This window comes from Krasilnikovia sp. MM14-A1004 (assembly GCF_047159485.1).
GTDB lineage: Bacteria > Actinomycetota > Actinomycetes > Mycobacteriales > Micromonosporaceae > Actinoplanes.
On sequence record NZ_AP038773.1, the window covers coordinates 3,154,984 to 3,171,317 of the forward strand.

The following is a 16,334-nucleotide window of genomic DNA, read 5'->3' on the forward strand; positions in this document are numbered from 1 at the left end:
TGCTCAGGCCCGGTCGCTGTGCGCGGGACGCCCCTCGGGCGGCGCGGCGGTCCAGCTGGCCAGCAGATTCAGGGCCTCCACCGACGGGCTGCCGGGCTCGGCCGTGTACGCGTTCAGGCGCAGACCCGCATCGGCGGTGATCTCCATCGACTCGTACGCCAGGACCAGGTCACCGACGACCGGGTGGTGGAAGTGCTTGACGCCGCTACGGTGCTGGCGCACCTGGTGCGCCGCCCACAGCGTGCGGAACGGCTCGCTGCGCGTGGACAACTCCCCGATCAGCTCGCACAGCGCCCGGTCGTAGGGGTCCCGGCCGGCCTCGGCGCGCAGCAGCGCGACAGTGTCACCGGCCAGCCGTTCCCACTCGACGAAGAAGTCCCGGGCGGCCGGGACGAGGAACATGAACCGGGCGAGGTTCGGGCTGGCCGCCGCGGTGTCGAACAGCGGCGCGAAGACCGCACGGCCCAGCGGGTTCGCGGCCAGCACGTCGAGGCGCCCGTTGCGCACGTACGCCGGTGCGGTGCTCATGGCGTCCAGGACGCGCTGCACGCCGGGCCGTACGTGCCGCTGCGCCGGGCGCCGCCGGGCCCGGGCCGAGGCGGTGCTGGTGTTCGCGGTCCGGGCGAGGTCGAACAGGTGGGCCCGTTCCGCCTCGTCGAGCCGCAACGCGCCCGCGACGGCCTCCAGGACCGCGTCGGACACCCCGCCCAGGTGGCCGCGTTCCAGCCGCGTGTAGTAGTCGACGCTGACCCCGGCCAGCAACGCGACCTCCTCCCGGCGCAGCCCGGCCACCCGCCGGTTACCGCCGTACACCGGCAGGCCCGCCTGCTCGGGGCCGAGCCGCGCCCGCCGGGTGGTGAGGAAGTCACGGATCTCGGCCCGGTTGTCCATGACCACCACGCTACGGGCGCCGCCGTACGCCTGACAGGTACTGCCGGTACCGGTCTCCGCAAGCACTGCCACACCAAGCCCGGCTCGGGTTGGCTGGAGCCATCGGCAACCCGGACAGGAGCACGACAATGGACAAGCGCACACTCGGCACCGGCGGCCCGCAGGTCTCCGCCCTGGGGCTCGGCTGCATGGGCATCAGTTCCGGCCTCGGCCCGGCGGCCAGCACCGCCGAGGGCGTGGCCGTCATCCGCGCCGCCGTGGAGCACGGCGTCACGCTCTTCGACACCGCGGAGGCGTACGGCCCGTTCGTCAACGAGCGGGTCGTCGGCGAGGCCCTCGCCCCGTACCGCGACCAGGTCACGATCGCCACGAAGTTCGGGTTCACGTTCGGCGCCGACGGCCGCCAGAACGGCCTGGACAGCCGTCCCGAGCACATCCGCGAGGTCGCCGACGCCGCGCTGCAGCGCCTGGGCGTCGACGTGATCGACCTGTTCTACCAGCACCGCGTTGACCCGGCGGTCCCGATCGAGGACGTGGCGGGCACCGTCAAGGAACTCGTCCATGCCGGCAAGGTCCGCTGGTTCGGGCTGTCGGAGGCGGGGGTGGACACCATCCGCCGGGCCCACGCCGTACACCCGGTCACCGCCCTGCAGAGCGAGTACTCCCTGTGGTGGCGCGAGCCCGAGGCGGAGATCCTGCCGGCCCTGGCGCAGCTCGGCATCGGGTTCGTGCCGTTCAGCCCGCTCGGCCGGGGGTTCCTCACCGGCGCGATCGACGCGCGGACGACGTTCACCGGCGGCGACATCCGCAGCAGCATTCCCCGGTTCAGCCCGCAGGCGCGCCGGGCCAACCAGGCCCTGGTCGATCTGCTGGCCACGATCGCGGCCCGGCGCGGCGCCACCCCCGGCCAGGTGGCGCTCGCCTGGCTGCTCGCCCAGCAGCCGTGGATCGTCCCGATCCCCGGCACCCGCAGCCCGGCGCGCCTCAGCGAGAACGTCGGCGCCGCCGGGCTGGCACTGACCGCCGACGACCTCGCCGAGATCGACCGCGGCGCAGCGGCGATCGACGTGCACGGCGACCGCTATCCCGCGCACCTTCAGCAGCTGATCGACCGCTGACGCTACGGCCCGGCCGGCACGGGTCCGGCCCCCGTGCCGACCGGGCCGGCGACGTCAGGCGCTTGCCGCGGCGGCCGAGGACCGCTGCCCGGCCCGGCGGTACGCCAGCAGACCGGCGACCAGCCCGGCCAGACCGAGCCCGAGACCGGCGAGCCCGAGCCAGTTGGCGCCGTCCTCCTCCTCGTCGTGGCCACCGGTGGCGGCGGGTGCGGCAGCAGCGGCGGCGTGCGGGTCGCCGTTCCCGGCGGCGAGCTTGAGGATGGGCGCGGGGTGCTCGGCCTCCTGGCCGGCGGCCGGGACGTCGATCCAGCGCACGATGTCGCCGTCGGAGTACGTCTGCAGGGCCTTGAACACGATCTGATCGACCTCGGGCAGCGGGCCGAGGGAGACCTCGAACTCCTGGAACTGGCCGGGCTTGATCTGGCTGTTCGCGTCCGCCGCCGTCCAGGTAATCTTCGAGACGGCCTCGGTGATCACGGTGTCGTGCTTCTTGATCGGGGTGGCCAGCTTCGACTTCACCGTGGTGGCCGTCCAGCCGGGCAGCGGCTTGAGCGACACCGACGCGATCGGGGTGTCCGCGGGCAGGTTGACCTCGACGGCGGTGGTGTTCGCGGTGTCCTTCTCGTTGGGCACCCGGAACGCGACCTTGGTGTATCCGCCCTGGGTGGCGTTGTTCGGGTTGACCGTGACGTGGGCGGACGCCGGCCCCGCCAGGGCGAGGGTGGTGACAGCGGCGACGCCCGCGACAACGGTCGCGCGGGCCAGGACGGTACGCAGCATCAGGGTGCCTTTCAGTGAGGGGACGACCGGGGGGGTAGTCGCCGCCGGCCGGCGGAAAGTTCCCGCGGGTTTGCTCCGGTTTTCCGGGAACCGGGCGGTGGTGGCCGGACGACTACCGACATCGACCGGGGCGGCTCACCCGCGCCCGTGCCCCCGCTGAATCGAGGACCCTGCCGCATGACGCTCACCCCGGATGTCATCGACCCCACCCCCGCCGCGCCACCCCGGACCGGGGGCGCCGCACGCGTGTCGCCGGTCGGGGCGCTGCTGCTGCGGCTGCACTTCTACGCGGGGATCCTCGTCGCCCCGTTCCTGGTGCTCGCCGCCGTCACCGGCCTGCTCTACACGGCGACCCCGCAGCTGGACGCGATGCTGTACGGCGACAAACTCACCGTCGCCGCCTCGGACGCGGCGGTACTGCCGCTGGCGCAGCAGATCGACAGGGCGCGCCGGGCGCACCCGCAGGGCGATCTGGCCGCGGTGCAGCCCGGCGCCGGCGAGCAGAGTACGAAGGTGGTGTTCGCGCTGCCGGAGCTGGGCGACAAGCAGCACACCGTGTATGTCGACCCGTACACCGGGGCGGTCAAGGGCACGCTGACCACGTGGTGGGGGTCCACGCCCGCGACGACCTGGCTGGACGACCTGCACCGCAACCTGCACCTGGGCGACCTCGGCCGCCACTACTCCGAGTTCGCAGCGAGCTGGCTGTGGGTGCTCACCCTGGGTGGGCTGGTGCTGTGGTGGCGGCGCCGCCGCACCCTGCGCCGCATGTTCGCGGCGGACCTGTCGGCCGGCAAGGGCGTACGCCGCACCCGCGGCTGGCACGCCGCCACCGGCGTGTGGATCACCATCGGGCTGCTGGTCCTGTCCGCCACCGGCCTGACCTGGTCCCGGTACGCGGGCGGCAACTTCGAGGCGGCCCTGGACGCCCTCGACGCGCACCGGCCGCAGCTGTCGACCACGCTCGACGCCGCCCCGGGCGGCGCGCACCATGCGGAGGCCGGCGCCGGCGCCGCGCCACTCGACCCGGCGCAGGCCGACACCGTCCTGGCGGTGGCCCGGCGCGGCGGCCTCACCGGCCCTGTGGAGATCACCCCGCCGGAGCAGCCCGGCGCCGCGTGGACGGTCGCGGGCATCGACAACACCTGGCCGGTCGGGCTGGACCGGGTCGCGGTGGACCCCGCGACCGCCCGGGTGGTGGCCCGCAGCGACTTCGCCGACTGGCCGCTGCTGGCGCAGCTGAGCAAGCTCGGGGTGCAGGCGCACATGGGCGTCCTGTTCGGCGTCGTCAACCAGATCCTGCTGGCCGCCCTCGCGGCCGGGCTGCTCTGCGTGATCCTGTGGGGGTACCGGATGTGGTGGCAGCGCCGCCCCACCCGCGCGGGGCGCCGCGCCCCGGTCGGTGCGGCCCCGGCGCGCGGGGCGTGGCAGCGGCTGCCCGGTTGGGCCATCGCGGCGGGCGTCCCCCTGGTGGTCGCGCTGGGCTGGGCGATGCCCCTGCTCGGCATCCCCCTCGCCGCGTTCCTGGTCGCCGACGCCCTCGCGGGCGCGCTCGTGCGGCGCCGCCGTGCGGCGGCCTCCCCCACCGCGGGCTGAGCGCCGGGGTCCCCTCGCAGCCTCCGGACGGGAGACGGCCACCGCCGGGTGGCTGCCCGAGCGGTGACGCGCTGGCGGTGACGCCTGCTGATCACCTCGATCGGGCGGCCGACCGTGTCCCATCGGGGTGCTGGTCCGGCGGGCCTCTTCGCCGGGTGATCTTCGGCGGTCCGTCCGGGGATCGCCCGGCGAACCCGCCGTCTGGGCCACCGATTGCTCATAGCCTGGACGAAGGCGCAGGTCACCAGCCTGCCGATCCGCCCGGGGGCGCCGGGCGACCGCGGGGGAAACGGTGGGCAAGCAGGATCAGGCAAAGTCCCGTCAGCAGCGCAAGGGACAGGCGGCCGTCGCCGCGGCCGCCCGGGGCGGGCGCCCGCGGTGGCCGGCCATCGCCGGCCTGGTCGTCGTCGTGGGGCTGCTGATCGCGATCGTGTTCACCGTCGTCCGGGCCGCCCACCACGGCTCCTCGGCGCAGCCGACGGCGTCCGGGCCGGTCGTGGCGCCCGCCGGCGCGGCCGGCGGGGCGCTGGTCAGCGGCAAGGCCGACGCCCCGGTCAAGCTGGAGGTGTACGCCGACTTCATGTGCCCGTACTGCGGCCGGTTCGAGCGCGCCAACGGCGCCGAGATCGCCCGGCTGGTCGGCGACGGCACCGTCCGGCAGTACTTCTACCCGCTGGCGTTCCTGGACGAGATGTCCGACGGGACGCAGTACTCCACGCGGGCGGCGAACGCCGCGGCCACGGTCTACGACGGGGCACCGGACAAGCTGCTCGCGTTCAACAGCGCGTTGTTCGCGCACCAGCCCGCCGAGGGCAGCAAGGGCCTGTCCGACGCCCAGATCGCCGACCTGGCCCGCCAGTCCGGGGTGCCGCAGCCGGTCGTGGACAACTTCCGAAAGAACACCTTCGTGCCCTGGGTGACCGCCTCGACCAAGGAGGCTTTCGACTCAGGCCTGCAGGGCACCCCCACCGTCAGGATCGACGGCAAGCCGTTCGAGGGTGACCTGTACACGGCGGGTCCGCTGACCGAGGCGATCACCGCGGCGGCCAAGTGATGGCGAACCCGCTCGCCTGGTTCCGGCGACTGCGCCACGCCGACGCGTGGATCTACGGCACCATGCTGTTCTCCGCGTGCCTGAGCCTGCTGGCCTCGTTCGTGCTGTCCGTCGACGCGGTACGCCTGGCCGAGAACCCGAACCGCAGCCTGTCCTGCGACATCAACGCGGTGATCAGCTGTGGCACGGTCGCCACCAGCTGGCAGGCGCAGCTGTTCGGCTTCCCGAACGCGTTCCTGGGCCTGATCGCCGAACCGGTCGTGATCACCATCGCGGTCGCGAGCCTGGCCGGGGTGCGGTTCCCCCGCGGTTTCATGTTCGCCGCCCAGCTCGTCTACACCCTCGGCGTGATCTTCGCGTACTGGCTGTTCTACGAGGCCGTGGTCAACATCGGGGCGTTGTGTCCGTGGTGCCTGCTGGTCACGATCTCCACCACACTGGTGTTCGCCACGCTGACCCACGTCAACATCCGCGACGACAACCTGTACCTGCCCGCGCGGGTCCAGCGGGCCGCCGCCCGGTTCATCGATGCGGACTACGACGTGCTGGTGGTGACCATCTGGCTGCTGACCCTCGGCCTGATCATCGTCACCAAGTACGGCACCGCCCTGTTCGGCTGAGGGCCGCCTCAGTCGGAGGCCGGACGCCAGCCCCGGCGGCGTCCGCGCCGCACCACGGCCGCGCCGGCGCCGAGCAGCACCACCGCGGCGGCGCCACCGGCGGCCACCACCAGCGCCCGGTCCTGCGCGTGTGCGCGGCGGGCCTCGCGCGCCACCGCGGCCGCGTCATCGCGGTGCACCACGACGGGCGCGGGCGGCGCGGCCCCGTCCGGCGCGAGCGTCTCGGTCAGCGCCCGGTACGGGTTGAGCAGGCCGTAGCCGTACTCGTCGCTGTGCCCACCGCCCGGGGCCGGGTCGGCGGTGGCGACGATGCGCTGGCGGATCTCGTCGGGGCTCAGCCGGGGGAACCGCTGCTTGAGCAGCGCGGCCGTGGCCGCCACGAACGGCGCCGCGAAACTGGTGCCCTTGCCGGCCGTGTGCCCGCTGTGCGGCGCCGCCATGGTGACGTCGACACCGGCGGCCATGACGTCGACGTAGGCGCCGTGCTGGGAGTTCTCGGCCCGCAACCCGTCCGCCCCGACCGAGCCGACGCCGATGACCCCGTCGTAGGCCGCCGGATACGGCGTCGGGTTGGTGCCCTGGGCGCCGCCGTCGTTGCCGACCGCGGCGACCACCACCACCCCGCGCTGCACGGCGCGGGCCACGGCCCCGCGGACCGGGGTGTCGCCGTCGGTCATCACCACCGACAGGTTGATCACTTGGGCGTTGCCGCGGCGCGGGTCGGAGGCCCAGTCGATGGCCTGCGCGAACTGCTGCGCCGAGACGTGGTCGCCGACGGTGCGCCCGTCGATGGTCTCCTGCTCGCTGATGCGCACCGGCACGATGGTGGCGCGCGGCGCCAGGCCGTGGAACGGCACCCCGTCGACCGGGCGGGCGGCGATGATGCTGGCCACGCCGGTGCCGTGCCCGTTGCAGTCCTGGCGGCCGTCGCGGTTGTTGCGCAGGAAGTCCTTGCCGGGGGCGACGTGCCCGTCGAGCTGCGGGTGCTGCGCGTCGACGCCGGAGTCGAGGACCGCGACCCGCACCCCGGAGCCGTCGGCCACCCGGCCCAGCCGGTCCAGGTCGTACAGCTGATCCTCGTACGGCACCGCGTGGCTGACCTGCCCGGCCGACACCGGGTCGCATCCGGCCGCGCGGGCGTGGGCGGGCACGGGCAGTAGCACGCCGAATGCCGCGGCCACCGCCGCCACCGTCCTTCGCACCGCCAACGCCTCCCCGGGTCGCGGCACATCGTAGCGGGGCGCCACGCCGCGCGGGGGGCACCCGAATTGACCTGGTCCCGGCCTCGCCGTTAGGTTATGGGGACCAATCTGCGGCGTCGCGAGGGAAACCGGTGGGAATCCGGTACGGTCGCGCCACTGTGAACGGACACCCCCCGGCATCGCCTGGGTGGTGTCGGTGAGTCAGGACGCTCACGCGCCGCAGCCCCACGACCGGGACGCGTCATCCCGAGTAGGAGGTTCTGGCCCGCCATGCCGAAGGTCCAGTCGGTCCACCCCGCGATCTCCCCCACCGTGTCCACCCGGGTGCTGTGGACGGCACTCGCGGTCGTCGCGGTGCTGCTGCTCATGGCCTACCTGGTCGCCTTCGACCAGGGCGCGGTCTCCCGCAGCGGCATGTACCTGCACGAACTCATGCACGACGGGCGTCACCTGCTCGGCGTCCCGTGCCACTGACCGCTGACGGCGCCCCGGGCTACTCCGCTGTCCTGCTGCGCGGCCTGCTGGCCGGCCTGATCGCCGGCCTGCTGGCCGGGATGTTCGGGTACGTCGCGGGCGAACCGCGGGTGGACGCGGCCATCGCGATCGAGGAGCAGACGGCGCACGCCGCGGGCGACGCCGCCGACGCCGGGCACCACGACGAGGAACTGGTCAGCCGTACCGGGCAGAAGGGCGGGCTGTTCCTGGCCACGGCCCTGTTCGGGGCGGCGATGGGTGGGCTGCTGGCCACCGCGTACACGCTGCTGCGGCGGCGGCTGCGCACCCCGTCGGACACCCGTGCCGCGCTGGGGCTGGCCGGTGCCGCGCTGCTGGGCGCCGTACTCGTGCCATTCGTGAAATATCCGCCCAATCCCCCGGCCGTGGGTGATCCCGCGACGATCAACCAGCGCACGGCCGCCTACCTGGCGATCGTGGTGCTCGGCCTGGTCGCCGTGTGGGCGGGTGTGGTCGGCTACCGCGCACCGCGCGGGGCCGCACCGGAATCGCTGCGCGCGGTCACGGCCGTCCTCGGCTTCCTCGCCGTGGTCGCCGTGGGATACGTGATGCTGCCGCGCGTCGACGAGGTCCCGGCCACGTTCCCGGCGAGTCTGCTGTGGAATTTCCGGCTGGCGTCGCTGGGCACCCAGGCCGTGCTGTGGGTGTCGCTGGGGCTGGGCTTCGCCGCGCTGCTGTCCCGGCTCGGCGCCCGCCGCTCCCGGACGGCGGACCGGGCGGCCGTCGCCGGGTGAACCGGCCGCCCGACCCGGACGGCGGCGCCGGGTGAGCGGGGTGCGGCTGCTGGCCTGCGCTCCCACCCCGGCGCTGCGGGCCGCGGTGTTCGGCAGTGACGGCGAGCCCGACGAGGCGGGACTGCGCGCCGCGCGGTCCCTGGCCGGGCGGCGCGGCCTGAACGGTGACACCCCGTGGGTGTGCGGTGGTTCCGTGGCCGCGGCCGCCACCGCCCGCGCGCTGGGCCGGGCGGCCACCTCCGTGCCCGCGCTGGCCGACCCCGACTTCGGGCGCTGGTCCGGTGCCGCGCTGGAGACCGTCGCGGCCGACGACCCGGCCGCCGTGCAGGCCTGGCTGACCGATCCCGGCGCCGCCCCGCACGGCGGGGAGTCCCTGGCCGCCGTGGCGGCCCGGGTCGGCGCGTGGCTCGACGGGCAGGCGCAGCGGCCGGTGGTCGCGGTCGCCCACCCGGTCGTGGTCCGCGCCGCCGTCGCCCGCGCCCTGGAGTTGCCGGCCGCCGCGCTGTGGCGCCTCGACGTGGCACCGCTGGCGCTGCTCCGGCTGACCTGCCGGGCGGGCCGCTGGCACCTGCACCTGCCCACGGCCGCCTGAGCTGTCCGCGGCCCCGCCACCGGAAGCGCCCCCCGGGGTCGCTGACCCCTTCCCGAACTCGGCTCGCGCCCGGCGCGCTGACCCGGTTCCACGCCCCGGCGTCGATACAATGCGCGGCGATGGAGGCGACGGAACAGCACGCCGAGACCCGCCCGTGCGCGCACTGCGGGCGGCCGGTGCCGCAGCGGGCCGCGGCCGGGCGGCCGTTCCGGTACTGCCGCGACAACGACGGCGAGTGCCAGCGCGCCTCCCGCAACGTACGGATGCGCCACCGCGCCGCACCCGGCCTGGCCGGGCAGGTGGCCCGCACGTGGGAGACGGTGGACCGCCTCGACCAGCTCGTCGCCACCCTCACCGAGGCCCTGCACGCCGAGCTCAGCCCGGCCGGAGTGGACCGCCAGATCGCCGAGGTGCGGGCCGAGACGTCCCGGCAGGTCGCCGCCGCACACACCGAACGCGACGAGGCCCGCCGCGACGCCGAACAGGCCATCGGGGCGGCCGCGCAGGCCCGGCAGGAGGCCGCCACGGCGACTGCGGAGCGCGCGGCGGCGGTCGAGGACGCGGACGCCGCCCGGCGCGCCGCGCAGACCGCCACCGCGCAGGCCCGCGACGCCCTGGCGGCGTGCGACGAGGCCCGGCAGGCCGCCACCGCTGCGGCCGCCCGCCTGGAACAGGCAGAAACCGACAGGGACACCGCCCGTCAGCAGGCCGAGCAGGCCCGCGCCGAGACGGAGCAGGTGCACCGTGACCTGCAGGACGCGCAGCGGGCGACCGCGGACGCCGAGGCCCGTGCCGAGCAGACGCGGCGCACCGCCGGGCAGGCCGTGCGGGACGCGCAGGCCGCCCGGGCCCGCGCCGAGCGGGACCGCGACCAGGCCCAGGCCGACCGGGACCAGGCCCGATCCGACGCCTCCGGGGCCCGCACCGCGGCCGACCAGGCCCGGACGGACCTGTCGGCGGCCCGCGCGGAGGCGGACCAGGCGCGCGTCGAGCTGGCGGCGGCCCGCGCCGACGCGCAACGGGCGACCCTCGACGCCAGGGCGGCCGCCGACCGGGCCACCGCCGACCGGCAGGCCGTGGAACGGGAACGCGACCACGCCCAGCACGCGGCGGAGCTGGCCGGGCGGGCGGCGGACGAGGCCCGGGCCGACGCGCGGGCCGCCCGGGACCGTACGGCACAATTGTCGGCGCAGGTCAGTGACCTCGCCTCGGCGCTGGCCGCGTTGGGCGGGGCGCGGGCGGCGACGGCTGCGGAGGGTGCATGATCGGTGACGGCGCGACGGTGACATACATCGCACCGGCACAGATCGGCCAAACGGCCACAAACCGGACCAAGGTCCACTTCAGGGCCCGACCGTGCCGAACGGTAAGGCCCGCAGGCCGCTACGCTCGTATGCGTTAACACCGCCGACACATGCGGCGGTGCGGCAGGAATCTGACGACCGACCCTTTCGTTACACCAACGAGAGCACCACGAGCGAGGGGAAGCCGATCATGGGCGAACGCATGCTGCGCGGCAGCCGTCTTGGCGCAGTCAGCTACGAGTCCGACCGCAACACCGAGCTGGCGCCCCGGCAGACCCGCGAGTACCTGTGCGTCAAGGGCCACCAGTTCGAGGTGCCGTTCGCCGTCGACGCCGAGGTCCCGATCACCTGGGAATGCAAGTTCGACGGCAGCGTCGCCCGGCTGGTCGACGGCAACGAACCGGAACAGAAGAAGGCGAAGCCGCCCCGCACGCACTGGGACATGCTGCTGGAGCGCCGTTCCATCTCGGAGCTGGAGGACATCCTCAACGAGCGGCTGCAGGAGGTCCGTACCCGCCGCGGCCGCTGACCCCGAGCTTCCCGGAGTTTCCGAAACGCCGCCCCCTGGTGGGGGCGGCGTTTTGTCGTGCTCAGCGCACGATCTCACCCTCGACGATCTCACCGTCGGTGGCCGACGCGGCCGGTGACGGCGGCCCGCGCCGCACGCGTACCCGGCGCGGCCCGAACATCTCACCCGCCACCGCGGACGACACCCGCCGCTCGGTGGCCCACCGGACGCCGCGCCGGGCCAGGCCCCGGCCCGGCGGCAGGATCAGCACCAGCCCCGCCGCGGCGGTCAGGAAACCCGGCACCGCCAGCAGCAGCGCACCCAGCACCCCGACCAGGGCGTGGGACACCTGGCCCCCGGTCGGCTGGCCGGCCTCCGCGGCGGCCCGCCACACCCGCCACCCCCGTACGCCCTCGCGGCGCAGCAGCAGCAAACCGGCGGCGCTGGCCGCGCCCAGCAGCAGCACCGCCCAGCCCGCACCGATCGCGTGTGCGACCGCGACGAACACGACGATCTCCGCGACCGCCAGCACCAGCATCCCGACCGGCAGCAACGCCCAGCCTCGGCGCATCACGCACCCCCCTGCGGTGTCATCGCCGACCGTTCCAGCATGACACGCGGGCGCCCGGTCACCGCAGGGTGGAATTGCCCTTCGGGTCGCGGCCCAGCCGCTGCCGCAGCGCCTGCGCCCGCGACTGCACCCCCCAACGGGTGACCCGCAGCAGCTGCTCCTTGAAGATGTTGCCGCTCATCTTGCTCTTGCCGCGCTCCCGTTCGGTGAACGTGATCGGCACCTCGGTCATCCGGAACCCGTGCCGGTACGTCCGCCACGCCAGCTCCACCTGGAACGAGTACCCCTGCGAGGCAACCGTGGCCACGTCGATGCGGTCCAGCACCCCCATCCGGTACGCCCGGTAACCACCGGTCGCGTCCCGGAACGGCATCCCCAACGCCATCTTGATGTAGATGTTGCCGCCGCGCGACAGCAGCAGCCGGTGCAGCGGCCAGTTGTGCACGCTGCCGCCCGGAATGTAACGGGTGCCCAGGACCGCGTCGTGGTCGCGCAGCGCGTCCAGCAGCTTCGGCAGCTCCTCCGGGGCGTGCGAACCGTCCGCGTCCATCTCCACGACCGCGTCGTAGCCCTTGTCCTTGGCCCACGCGAACCCGGCCACGTACGCAGCGCCGAGGCCCTGCTTACCGGCGCGGTGCAGCACGAAAATGTGATCGTCGGCGACGCTCAGCTCGTCGGCGATCGCCCCCGTACCGTCCGGGGAGTTGTCGTCGGCGACCAGGATGTCCACGGACGGCACCGCGCGACGCACCCGCTTGGTGATCTGCCGGATGTTCTCGGCCTCGTCGTAGGTCGGAATGACCACGAGGACCCGGCCCACCCCCGGATACTCCTGCGCCTCGCTCACCGTTCCTCCGTTGCCACACTGTCGTCGATGTCCGTGCGCCGCCGGCGCAGCCGCCCCGGCGCCGCCAGGGCCAGCACGGCGAGCCCGGCCGCCGCGGCGGCCAGCTCCGGCCACCGGCCCAGGCGAGTGGCCAGCGTAGCCGGTCCGCCAAGTCGCATTTCACCCACCACCACCGCGGCCGTGTTGAACCCGGTCGCCTGGTGCACGCCGCCCGCGGTGTCCACGAACCCCGACACCCCGACCGTCGACACCATCAATGCCTGCCGGCCGTGCTCCACGGCGCGTAGCCGCACCATCGCCATCTGCTGACGGGCCTCCGCCACGTCGAAGGTCGCGTTGTTCGTCTGCACCGTCATGATCTGCGCGCCGCCGGTCACCGTGTCCCGCACGATCCCGTCGTACGCCACCTCGAAACAAATCACGTCACCGACCGTCACCGGGCCGGTTCGCACCACGCCGGGACGGTTTCCGGCGACCATGTTCTTCACCAGGTCGACCTTGTCGCTGACCAGCCGCGCCACCGGCCGCAACGGCATGAACTCCGCGAACGGCACCGGGTGACGCTTCACGTACAGCTGATCCAGGTCGGGGCCGGTACCCGGCCGCCACAGGATGCCCGCGTTGCGGATCTCCCCCGGCTGGTCGCCGCGCAGCACCGCACCCACCAGGATCGGCACGCCGATCTCCTGCGCCGCCACGCCGATCTGCTGCGCGGCGTCCGGATTACGCAACGGGTCGATGTCGCTGGAGTTCTCCGGCCACACCACCAGGTCCGGGCGCGGCGCCCGGCCGGCCGCCACCCGCTGCGCCAACTCCCGGGTGGCCCGGACGTGGTTGTCGAGCACCGCCCGGCGCTGCGCGTTGAAGTCCAGCCCCAGCCGCGGCACGTTGCCCTGCACGATCGCGACCGTCGCCCGCTGCGCGCCGGCGGTCGCGGCGGGCACCGCCAACGGCCCCACCACGATCAGTACGGCCGCCGCCGCGAACCCGGCCCCGGCCGCGACCCGCCGCAGCCCCCGCCCGCGGCACCACCACAACCCGGCGAGGGCCCCACCGGCCGCCGCCACCGCGAACGTCACCAGCGGCGCCCCACCGAGCACCGCCAGCCGCAGCAACGGCCCGTCCGCCTGCCCGAACGCCAGCCGCCCCCACGGGAACCCGCCGAACGGCTGCCGGTCACGCAGCGCCTCCTGCGCCGTCCACAGCAGCCCGCACACCAGCGGCCACCCCACCGGCCACCGGTCCAGCAGCGGCGACACCCAGGCGCCCGCCCAGCCCAGCAACGCCAGGAACGCGGCCTGCGCCACCGACAGCAACACCCACGGCAGCCAGCCCGTGTTCAGATTCGTCCAGGCCAGCAGCGGCAGGAAGAACACCAGCCCGGTGACCATGCCCGCACCGGCGCCGCCGCGCAGCCGCCGCCGGTGCACCGCCACCGCCAGCAACGCCACCCCGACCGGGCCCAGCCACCACAGCCCGTACGGCGGAAACGACACCAGCAACGCCAGCCCGGCCAGCACCGACAGCAGCAGAGCCACCGGCAGGCGCACCGGCCCCGGCGCCACCACCGACGCGGGCACCACCGGCGGCGCCGCGTCCTGCAGGGTCATCTCCACGCGCGGAATGCTAGCCGCGCCCGGTCACGGAACCGTCGCGGACGGCCTCACCGCAGACAGTCGAGCAGACCGGCCGCCGCCGCCGGATGCTCGACGGCCAGCAGACCCGCCGCCGCCAGCACGTACGCCGAATCCACCGTGCGCCGCGCCCCCGCCGGCGCCGCCCACCCGCCGGCCGTGTCCCCCAGCACCGCGTCCAGCACCTGCGTGCCGCCGCCGTGGCGCAGCACCCCACCGGAGCCCACCACCAGCCGCACGTCGCGCAGATCCCGCCCGCCCGTGCGCGGCAGCCCCGGACCCGGCGAATGCCCGCGCGCGTGGCGCCGCAACGCCACCATCGCGGCCACCGCCGCCAGCCGCCGGTCCGTGCCCGTGTCGAACGGCGGCCCGCCCGTGATGTCCGGAGCATCCAGCTTCTCCACGGCCGCGGCCGCGACCACCCCGGCCGCGCCCGCCCGCACCCCGAGATCACCCTCCACGGTCCGGGACCGCCACAACGTGCCCGCCACATCCCGGCGCGGACCCGTCTCCGCCTCCGCGTCCGGCAGCAACGCCGAATACACGTCCGTCGTCGCCCCACCGACGTCCACCACCAGCACCCCGGCACCGGTACGGTCCGCCAACAACTCCACCGCCGCCAGCACCGCATCCGGGGTCGCGGCGCGCACCAGCGACGCGAACCGCTGACCCCGCGACAGCCGCTTGCCGCCGATCACGTGCCGCAGGAACATCTGCCGGATCGCCGCGCGTGCCGGGCCCGGATCCAGCTCCCCGATACGCGGCAGCACATTGCCGGTCACGGTCACCGGGATGCCGCGCGCCGACAGCACCCCGGCCGCCTCGTCCCGCGCGTCCGCGTTGCCCGCCACCACCACCGGCACCCGCAGCCGCGAGGTCGCCAACCGGCCCGCGTTGTGCAGCAGCACCGACGCGTCACCGCCGTCCGTGCCACCCACCAGCAGGATCACGTCCGGGCGGGCCGCACGCAGCGCCGCGACCGCCCGCCCGTCCAGCGGGCCGGCCGCCACGTGCACCACCTGCGCACCCGCCGACAACCCCACCCGATGCCCGGCCTCCGCGGTCACCAGCGACTCGTACCCGACCACCGCCAGGCGCAGCCCGCCACCGGCCGACGAACACACGTACAGCGGGGCTTCGCGGTCCAGCTGCGCCACCGCCGCGTCCAGCCCGACCAGCACATCCGAGTCGGCCGTCGTGGGCACCTCGACCCGGCGCAGCAGCGCGCCGGAGCCGAGATCCACCAGGCAGGCCTTCGTGTACGTCGACCCGACGTCGACGCAGACCGCCCCGGTCACGCCTTCGGCGGGACGACCACGGTGCCCGTCGCGGTCACCGCCACGATCGGCTCCGCCAGCACCTGCGCACCCGAACCGCCCGTACCCCGGCACACCACCGCCGACGTGAACTCGATCGTCCGCGACCGGGTGCCCATCCGGGTCACCGTCGCGGTCACCTCCAGCACGTCACCCGCCTGCACCGGCGCCTTGAACTGCACATCCGAGTACGACGCGAACAACCCCTCGTCCCCGTCGAGCTGGATGCACACCTCCGTCGCCACATCCCCGAACAGCCCCAGCGAGTACGCCCCGTCCACCAGATTCCCTGCATAGTGGGCGTGCGCGTACGGGACATACCGGCGGTGCTTCACAGTGATCACGCGTGGGTCTCCTTGCGGGTCAGCAGGGCATGGACGAGATACGAGGCCACCTCGCCGGGCGTGGTACCCCGGCCGAAGATCCGGTCGACGCCCAGCTCGCCCGTCATCAACTCGTCGAACCGCGGCCCACCCACGATCAGCAGCGGACGCTTCCCGGCGGGCAGCGCCTCCCGGAACGCCGCCGACATCGCCCGCGTGTTGTGCAGATGCGCGTCGCGCTGCGTCACCACCTGCGACACCAGCACCGCGTCGGCCTTGTTCGCCCGCGCCGTCTCCACCAGATCCGGCACGCTCACCTGCGCACCCATGTTCGTCACGGACAGCTCCCGGTAGTACTCCAGGCCCTTCTCGCCCGCGATCCCCTTGACGTTGAGGATCGCGTCGATGCCCACCGTGTGCGCGTCAGTACCGATACAGGCGCCCACCACGTTCAGCCGCCGCCGCAACCGCCGCTTGATCGTCGCGTTGACCTCCTTGGCCGACAACAGCGGGAAGTCGCGCTCCACCACCTGCACCTTCTCGGTGTCCACCAGGTGGTTCACCTTCCCGTACACGACGAAGAAGGTGAAGCCGTCACCCATCTGCTTCGCGTGCACCAGCAGCGCCGGGTCCATGCCCATCTTGTTCGCCAACTGGACCGCGGCGCCCTCGGCCCGCTTGTCGTGCGGAATCGGCAGCGTGAACGACAGCTGCACCATCCCGTCCCCGGT

18 protein-coding genes and 1 riboswitch are annotated in these 16,334 nt (G+C 74.3%); of the genes, 9 read left to right on the plus strand and 9 right to left on the minus strand.

The window, feature by feature from the left end:
- Positions 1 to 3: 3 nt before the first annotated feature.
- On the minus strand, positions 4 to 891 hold the full coding sequence (locus tag ACMCNN_RS14280; RefSeq protein ID WP_412746681.1) for a helix-turn-helix transcriptional regulator: 888 nt from the start codon (positions 889 to 891) through the stop codon (positions 4 to 6).
- Positions 892 to 1,019: 128 nt separating this feature from the next.
- Between ACMCNN_RS14280 and ACMCNN_RS14285 the strand changes: the two genes are divergently transcribed.
- Positions 1,020 to 2,009: an aldo/keto reductase gene (locus ACMCNN_RS14285; RefSeq protein ID WP_412746682.1), complete on the plus strand. Its 990-nt coding sequence runs from the start codon at positions 1,020 to 1,022 to the stop codon at positions 2,007 to 2,009.
- 54 nt (positions 2,010 to 2,063) lie between these two features.
- On the opposite strand, the gene ACMCNN_RS14290 is transcribed toward ACMCNN_RS14285, so the two are convergent.
- The gene (locus ACMCNN_RS14290) at positions 2,064 to 2,789 is read right to left on the minus strand and encodes a YcnI family protein (protein ID WP_412746683.1); all 726 of its coding nucleotides are present in this window, start codon (positions 2,787 to 2,789) and stop codon (positions 2,064 to 2,066) included.
- A 177-nt stretch (positions 2,790 to 2,966) separates the two neighbouring features.
- Here ACMCNN_RS14290 and ACMCNN_RS14295 point away from each other — a divergent pair, with 177 nt between their 5' ends.
- The 3 genes from ACMCNN_RS14295 (at position 2,967) to ACMCNN_RS14305 (ending at position 6,059) form a co-directional block, all read left to right on the plus strand.
- Positions 2,967 to 4,385 (plus strand): PepSY-associated TM helix domain-containing protein, encoded by a 1,419-nt coding sequence (locus ACMCNN_RS14295; protein ID WP_412746684.1) that lies wholly within the window; start codon positions 2,967 to 2,969, stop codon positions 4,383 to 4,385.
- Positions 4,386 to 4,677: 292 nt separating this feature from the next.
- Entirely contained in the window at positions 4,678 to 5,439 is a 762-nt protein-coding gene (locus ACMCNN_RS14300) for a DsbA family protein (protein ID WP_412746685.1), read from the plus strand.
- Entirely contained in the window at positions 5,439 to 6,059 is a 621-nt protein-coding gene (locus ACMCNN_RS14305) for a vitamin K epoxide reductase family protein (protein ID WP_412746686.1), read from the plus strand. Before ACMCNN_RS14300 ends, ACMCNN_RS14305 begins: the two co-directional genes overlap by 1 nt.
- An 8-nt stretch (positions 6,060 to 6,067) precedes the next feature.
- On the opposite strand, the gene mycP is transcribed toward ACMCNN_RS14305, so the two are convergent.
- The gene (mycP, locus tag ACMCNN_RS14310) at positions 6,068 to 7,261 is read right to left on the minus strand and encodes a type VII secretion-associated serine protease mycosin (RefSeq protein WP_412746687.1); all 1,194 of its coding nucleotides are present in this window, start codon (positions 7,259 to 7,261) and stop codon (positions 6,068 to 6,070) included.
- A 123-nt stretch (positions 7,262 to 7,384) separates the two neighbouring features.
- A riboswitch (cobalamin riboswitch) is annotated at positions 7,385 to 7,471 on the plus strand.
- 60 nt (positions 7,472 to 7,531) lie between these two features.
- Here mycP and ACMCNN_RS14315 point away from each other — a divergent pair.
- The 5 genes from ACMCNN_RS14315 (at position 7,532) to ACMCNN_RS14335 (ending at position 10,933) form a co-directional block, all read left to right on the plus strand.
- On the plus strand, positions 7,532 to 7,735 hold the full coding sequence (locus ACMCNN_RS14315) for a CbtB domain-containing protein (RefSeq protein ID WP_412746688.1): 204 nt from the start codon (positions 7,532 to 7,534) through the stop codon (positions 7,733 to 7,735).
- Positions 7,726 to 8,508: a CbtA family protein gene (locus ACMCNN_RS14320; protein WP_412746689.1), complete on the plus strand. Its 783-nt coding sequence runs from the start codon at positions 7,726 to 7,728 to the stop codon at positions 8,506 to 8,508. The genes ACMCNN_RS14315 and ACMCNN_RS14320 overlap by 10 nt, the downstream gene beginning before the upstream one ends.
- Positions 8,509 to 8,539: 31 nt before the next feature.
- Positions 8,540 to 9,100, plus strand: a complete 561-nt coding sequence (locus ACMCNN_RS14325; RefSeq protein ID WP_412746690.1) for a histidine phosphatase family protein — start codon at positions 8,540 to 8,542, stop codon at positions 9,098 to 9,100.
- A gap of 119 nt (positions 9,101 to 9,219) precedes the next feature.
- A complete protein-coding gene (locus ACMCNN_RS14330; RefSeq protein ID WP_412746691.1) occupies positions 9,220 to 10,365 on the plus strand; it encodes a serine/threonine protein kinase in 1,146 nt (381 codons plus the stop codon).
- A 229-nt stretch (positions 10,366 to 10,594) separates the two neighbouring features.
- Entirely contained in the window at positions 10,595 to 10,933 is a 339-nt protein-coding gene (locus tag ACMCNN_RS14335) for an RNA polymerase-binding protein RbpA (protein WP_015622005.1), read from the plus strand.
- A gap of 61 nt (positions 10,934 to 10,994) precedes the next feature.
- On the opposite strand, the gene ACMCNN_RS14340 is transcribed toward ACMCNN_RS14335, so the two are convergent.
- Genes ACMCNN_RS14340 through ACMCNN_RS14365 form a run of 6 tightly spaced genes read right to left on the minus strand, consistent with a single transcriptional unit; the run spans position 10,995 to position 16,322 of the window.
- Positions 10,995 to 11,483 (minus strand): FxsA family protein, encoded by a 489-nt coding sequence (locus ACMCNN_RS14340; RefSeq protein ID WP_412747170.1) that lies wholly within the window; start codon positions 11,481 to 11,483, stop codon positions 10,995 to 10,997.
- Positions 11,484 to 11,541: 58 nt separating this feature from the next.
- Positions 11,542 to 12,330, minus strand: a complete 789-nt coding sequence (locus tag ACMCNN_RS14345; RefSeq protein WP_412746692.1) for a polyprenol monophosphomannose synthase — start codon at positions 12,328 to 12,330, stop codon at positions 11,542 to 11,544.
- Positions 12,327 to 13,940: an apolipoprotein N-acyltransferase gene (gene lnt / locus ACMCNN_RS14350; protein WP_412747171.1), complete on the minus strand. Its 1,614-nt coding sequence runs from the start codon at positions 13,938 to 13,940 to the stop codon at positions 12,327 to 12,329. The genes ACMCNN_RS14345 and lnt overlap by 4 nt, the downstream gene beginning before the upstream one ends.
- A 53-nt stretch (positions 13,941 to 13,993) precedes the next feature.
- Positions 13,994 to 15,262 carry a glutamate mutase L gene (locus ACMCNN_RS14355; RefSeq protein WP_412746693.1) on the minus strand — a complete coding sequence of 423 codons (1,269 nt, stop codon included), beginning with the start codon at positions 15,260 to 15,262 and terminating at the stop codon, positions 13,994 to 13,996.
- Positions 15,259 to 15,624, minus strand: coding sequence for a hotdog domain-containing protein (locus tag ACMCNN_RS14360; protein WP_412746694.1), 366 nt, complete (start codon positions 15,622 to 15,624; stop codon positions 15,259 to 15,261). The genes ACMCNN_RS14355 and ACMCNN_RS14360 overlap by 4 nt, the downstream gene beginning before the upstream one ends.
- On the minus strand, positions 15,621 to 16,322 hold the full coding sequence (locus ACMCNN_RS14365; protein WP_412747172.1) for an OAM dimerization domain-containing protein: 702 nt from the start codon (positions 16,320 to 16,322) through the stop codon (positions 15,621 to 15,623). The genes ACMCNN_RS14360 and ACMCNN_RS14365 overlap by 4 nt, the downstream gene beginning before the upstream one ends.
- Positions 16,323 to 16,334: the final 12 nt, after the last annotated feature.

What these genes read in the sequence shown, in the direction of transcription:
- ACMCNN_RS14295 (WP_412746684.1), top strand. Translation starts at nt 2,967, where the DNA reads ATGACGCTCACCCCGGATGTCATCGACCCCACCCCCGCCGCGCCACCC.
- ACMCNN_RS14305 (WP_412746686.1), top strand. Translation starts at nt 5,439, where the DNA reads ATGGCGAACCCGCTCGCCTGGTTCCGGCGACTGCGCCACGCCGACGCG.
- lnt (WP_412747171.1), bottom strand. Translation starts at nt 13,940, where the DNA reads ATGACCCTGCAGGACGCGGCGCCGCCGGTGGTGCCCGCGTCGGTGGTG.
- ACMCNN_RS14285 (WP_412746682.1), top strand. Translation starts at nt 1,020, where the DNA reads ATGGACAAGCGCACACTCGGCACCGGCGGCCCGCAGGTCTCCGCCCTG.
- ACMCNN_RS14340 (WP_412747170.1), bottom strand. Translation starts at nt 11,483, where the DNA reads ATGCGCCGAGGCTGGGCGTTGCTGCCGGTCGGGATGCTGGTGCTGGCG.
- ACMCNN_RS14315 (WP_412746688.1), top strand. Translation starts at nt 7,532, where the DNA reads ATGCCGAAGGTCCAGTCGGTCCACCCCGCGATCTCCCCCACCGTGTCC.
- ACMCNN_RS14335 (WP_015622005.1), top strand. Translation starts at nt 10,595, where the DNA reads ATGGGCGAACGCATGCTGCGCGGCAGCCGTCTTGGCGCAGTCAGCTAC.
- ACMCNN_RS14290 (WP_412746683.1), bottom strand. Translation starts at nt 2,789, where the DNA reads ATGCTGCGTACCGTCCTGGCCCGCGCGACCGTTGTCGCGGGCGTCGCC.
- ACMCNN_RS14280 (WP_412746681.1), bottom strand. Translation starts at nt 891, where the DNA reads ATGGACAACCGGGCCGAGATCCGTGACTTCCTCACCACCCGGCGGGCG.
- ACMCNN_RS14365 (WP_412747172.1), bottom strand. Translation starts at nt 16,322, where the DNA reads ATGGTGCAGCTGTCGTTCACGCTGCCGATTCCGCACGACAAGCGGGCC.
- ACMCNN_RS14330 (WP_412746691.1), top strand. Translation starts at nt 9,220, where the DNA reads ATGGAGGCGACGGAACAGCACGCCGAGACCCGCCCGTGCGCGCACTGC.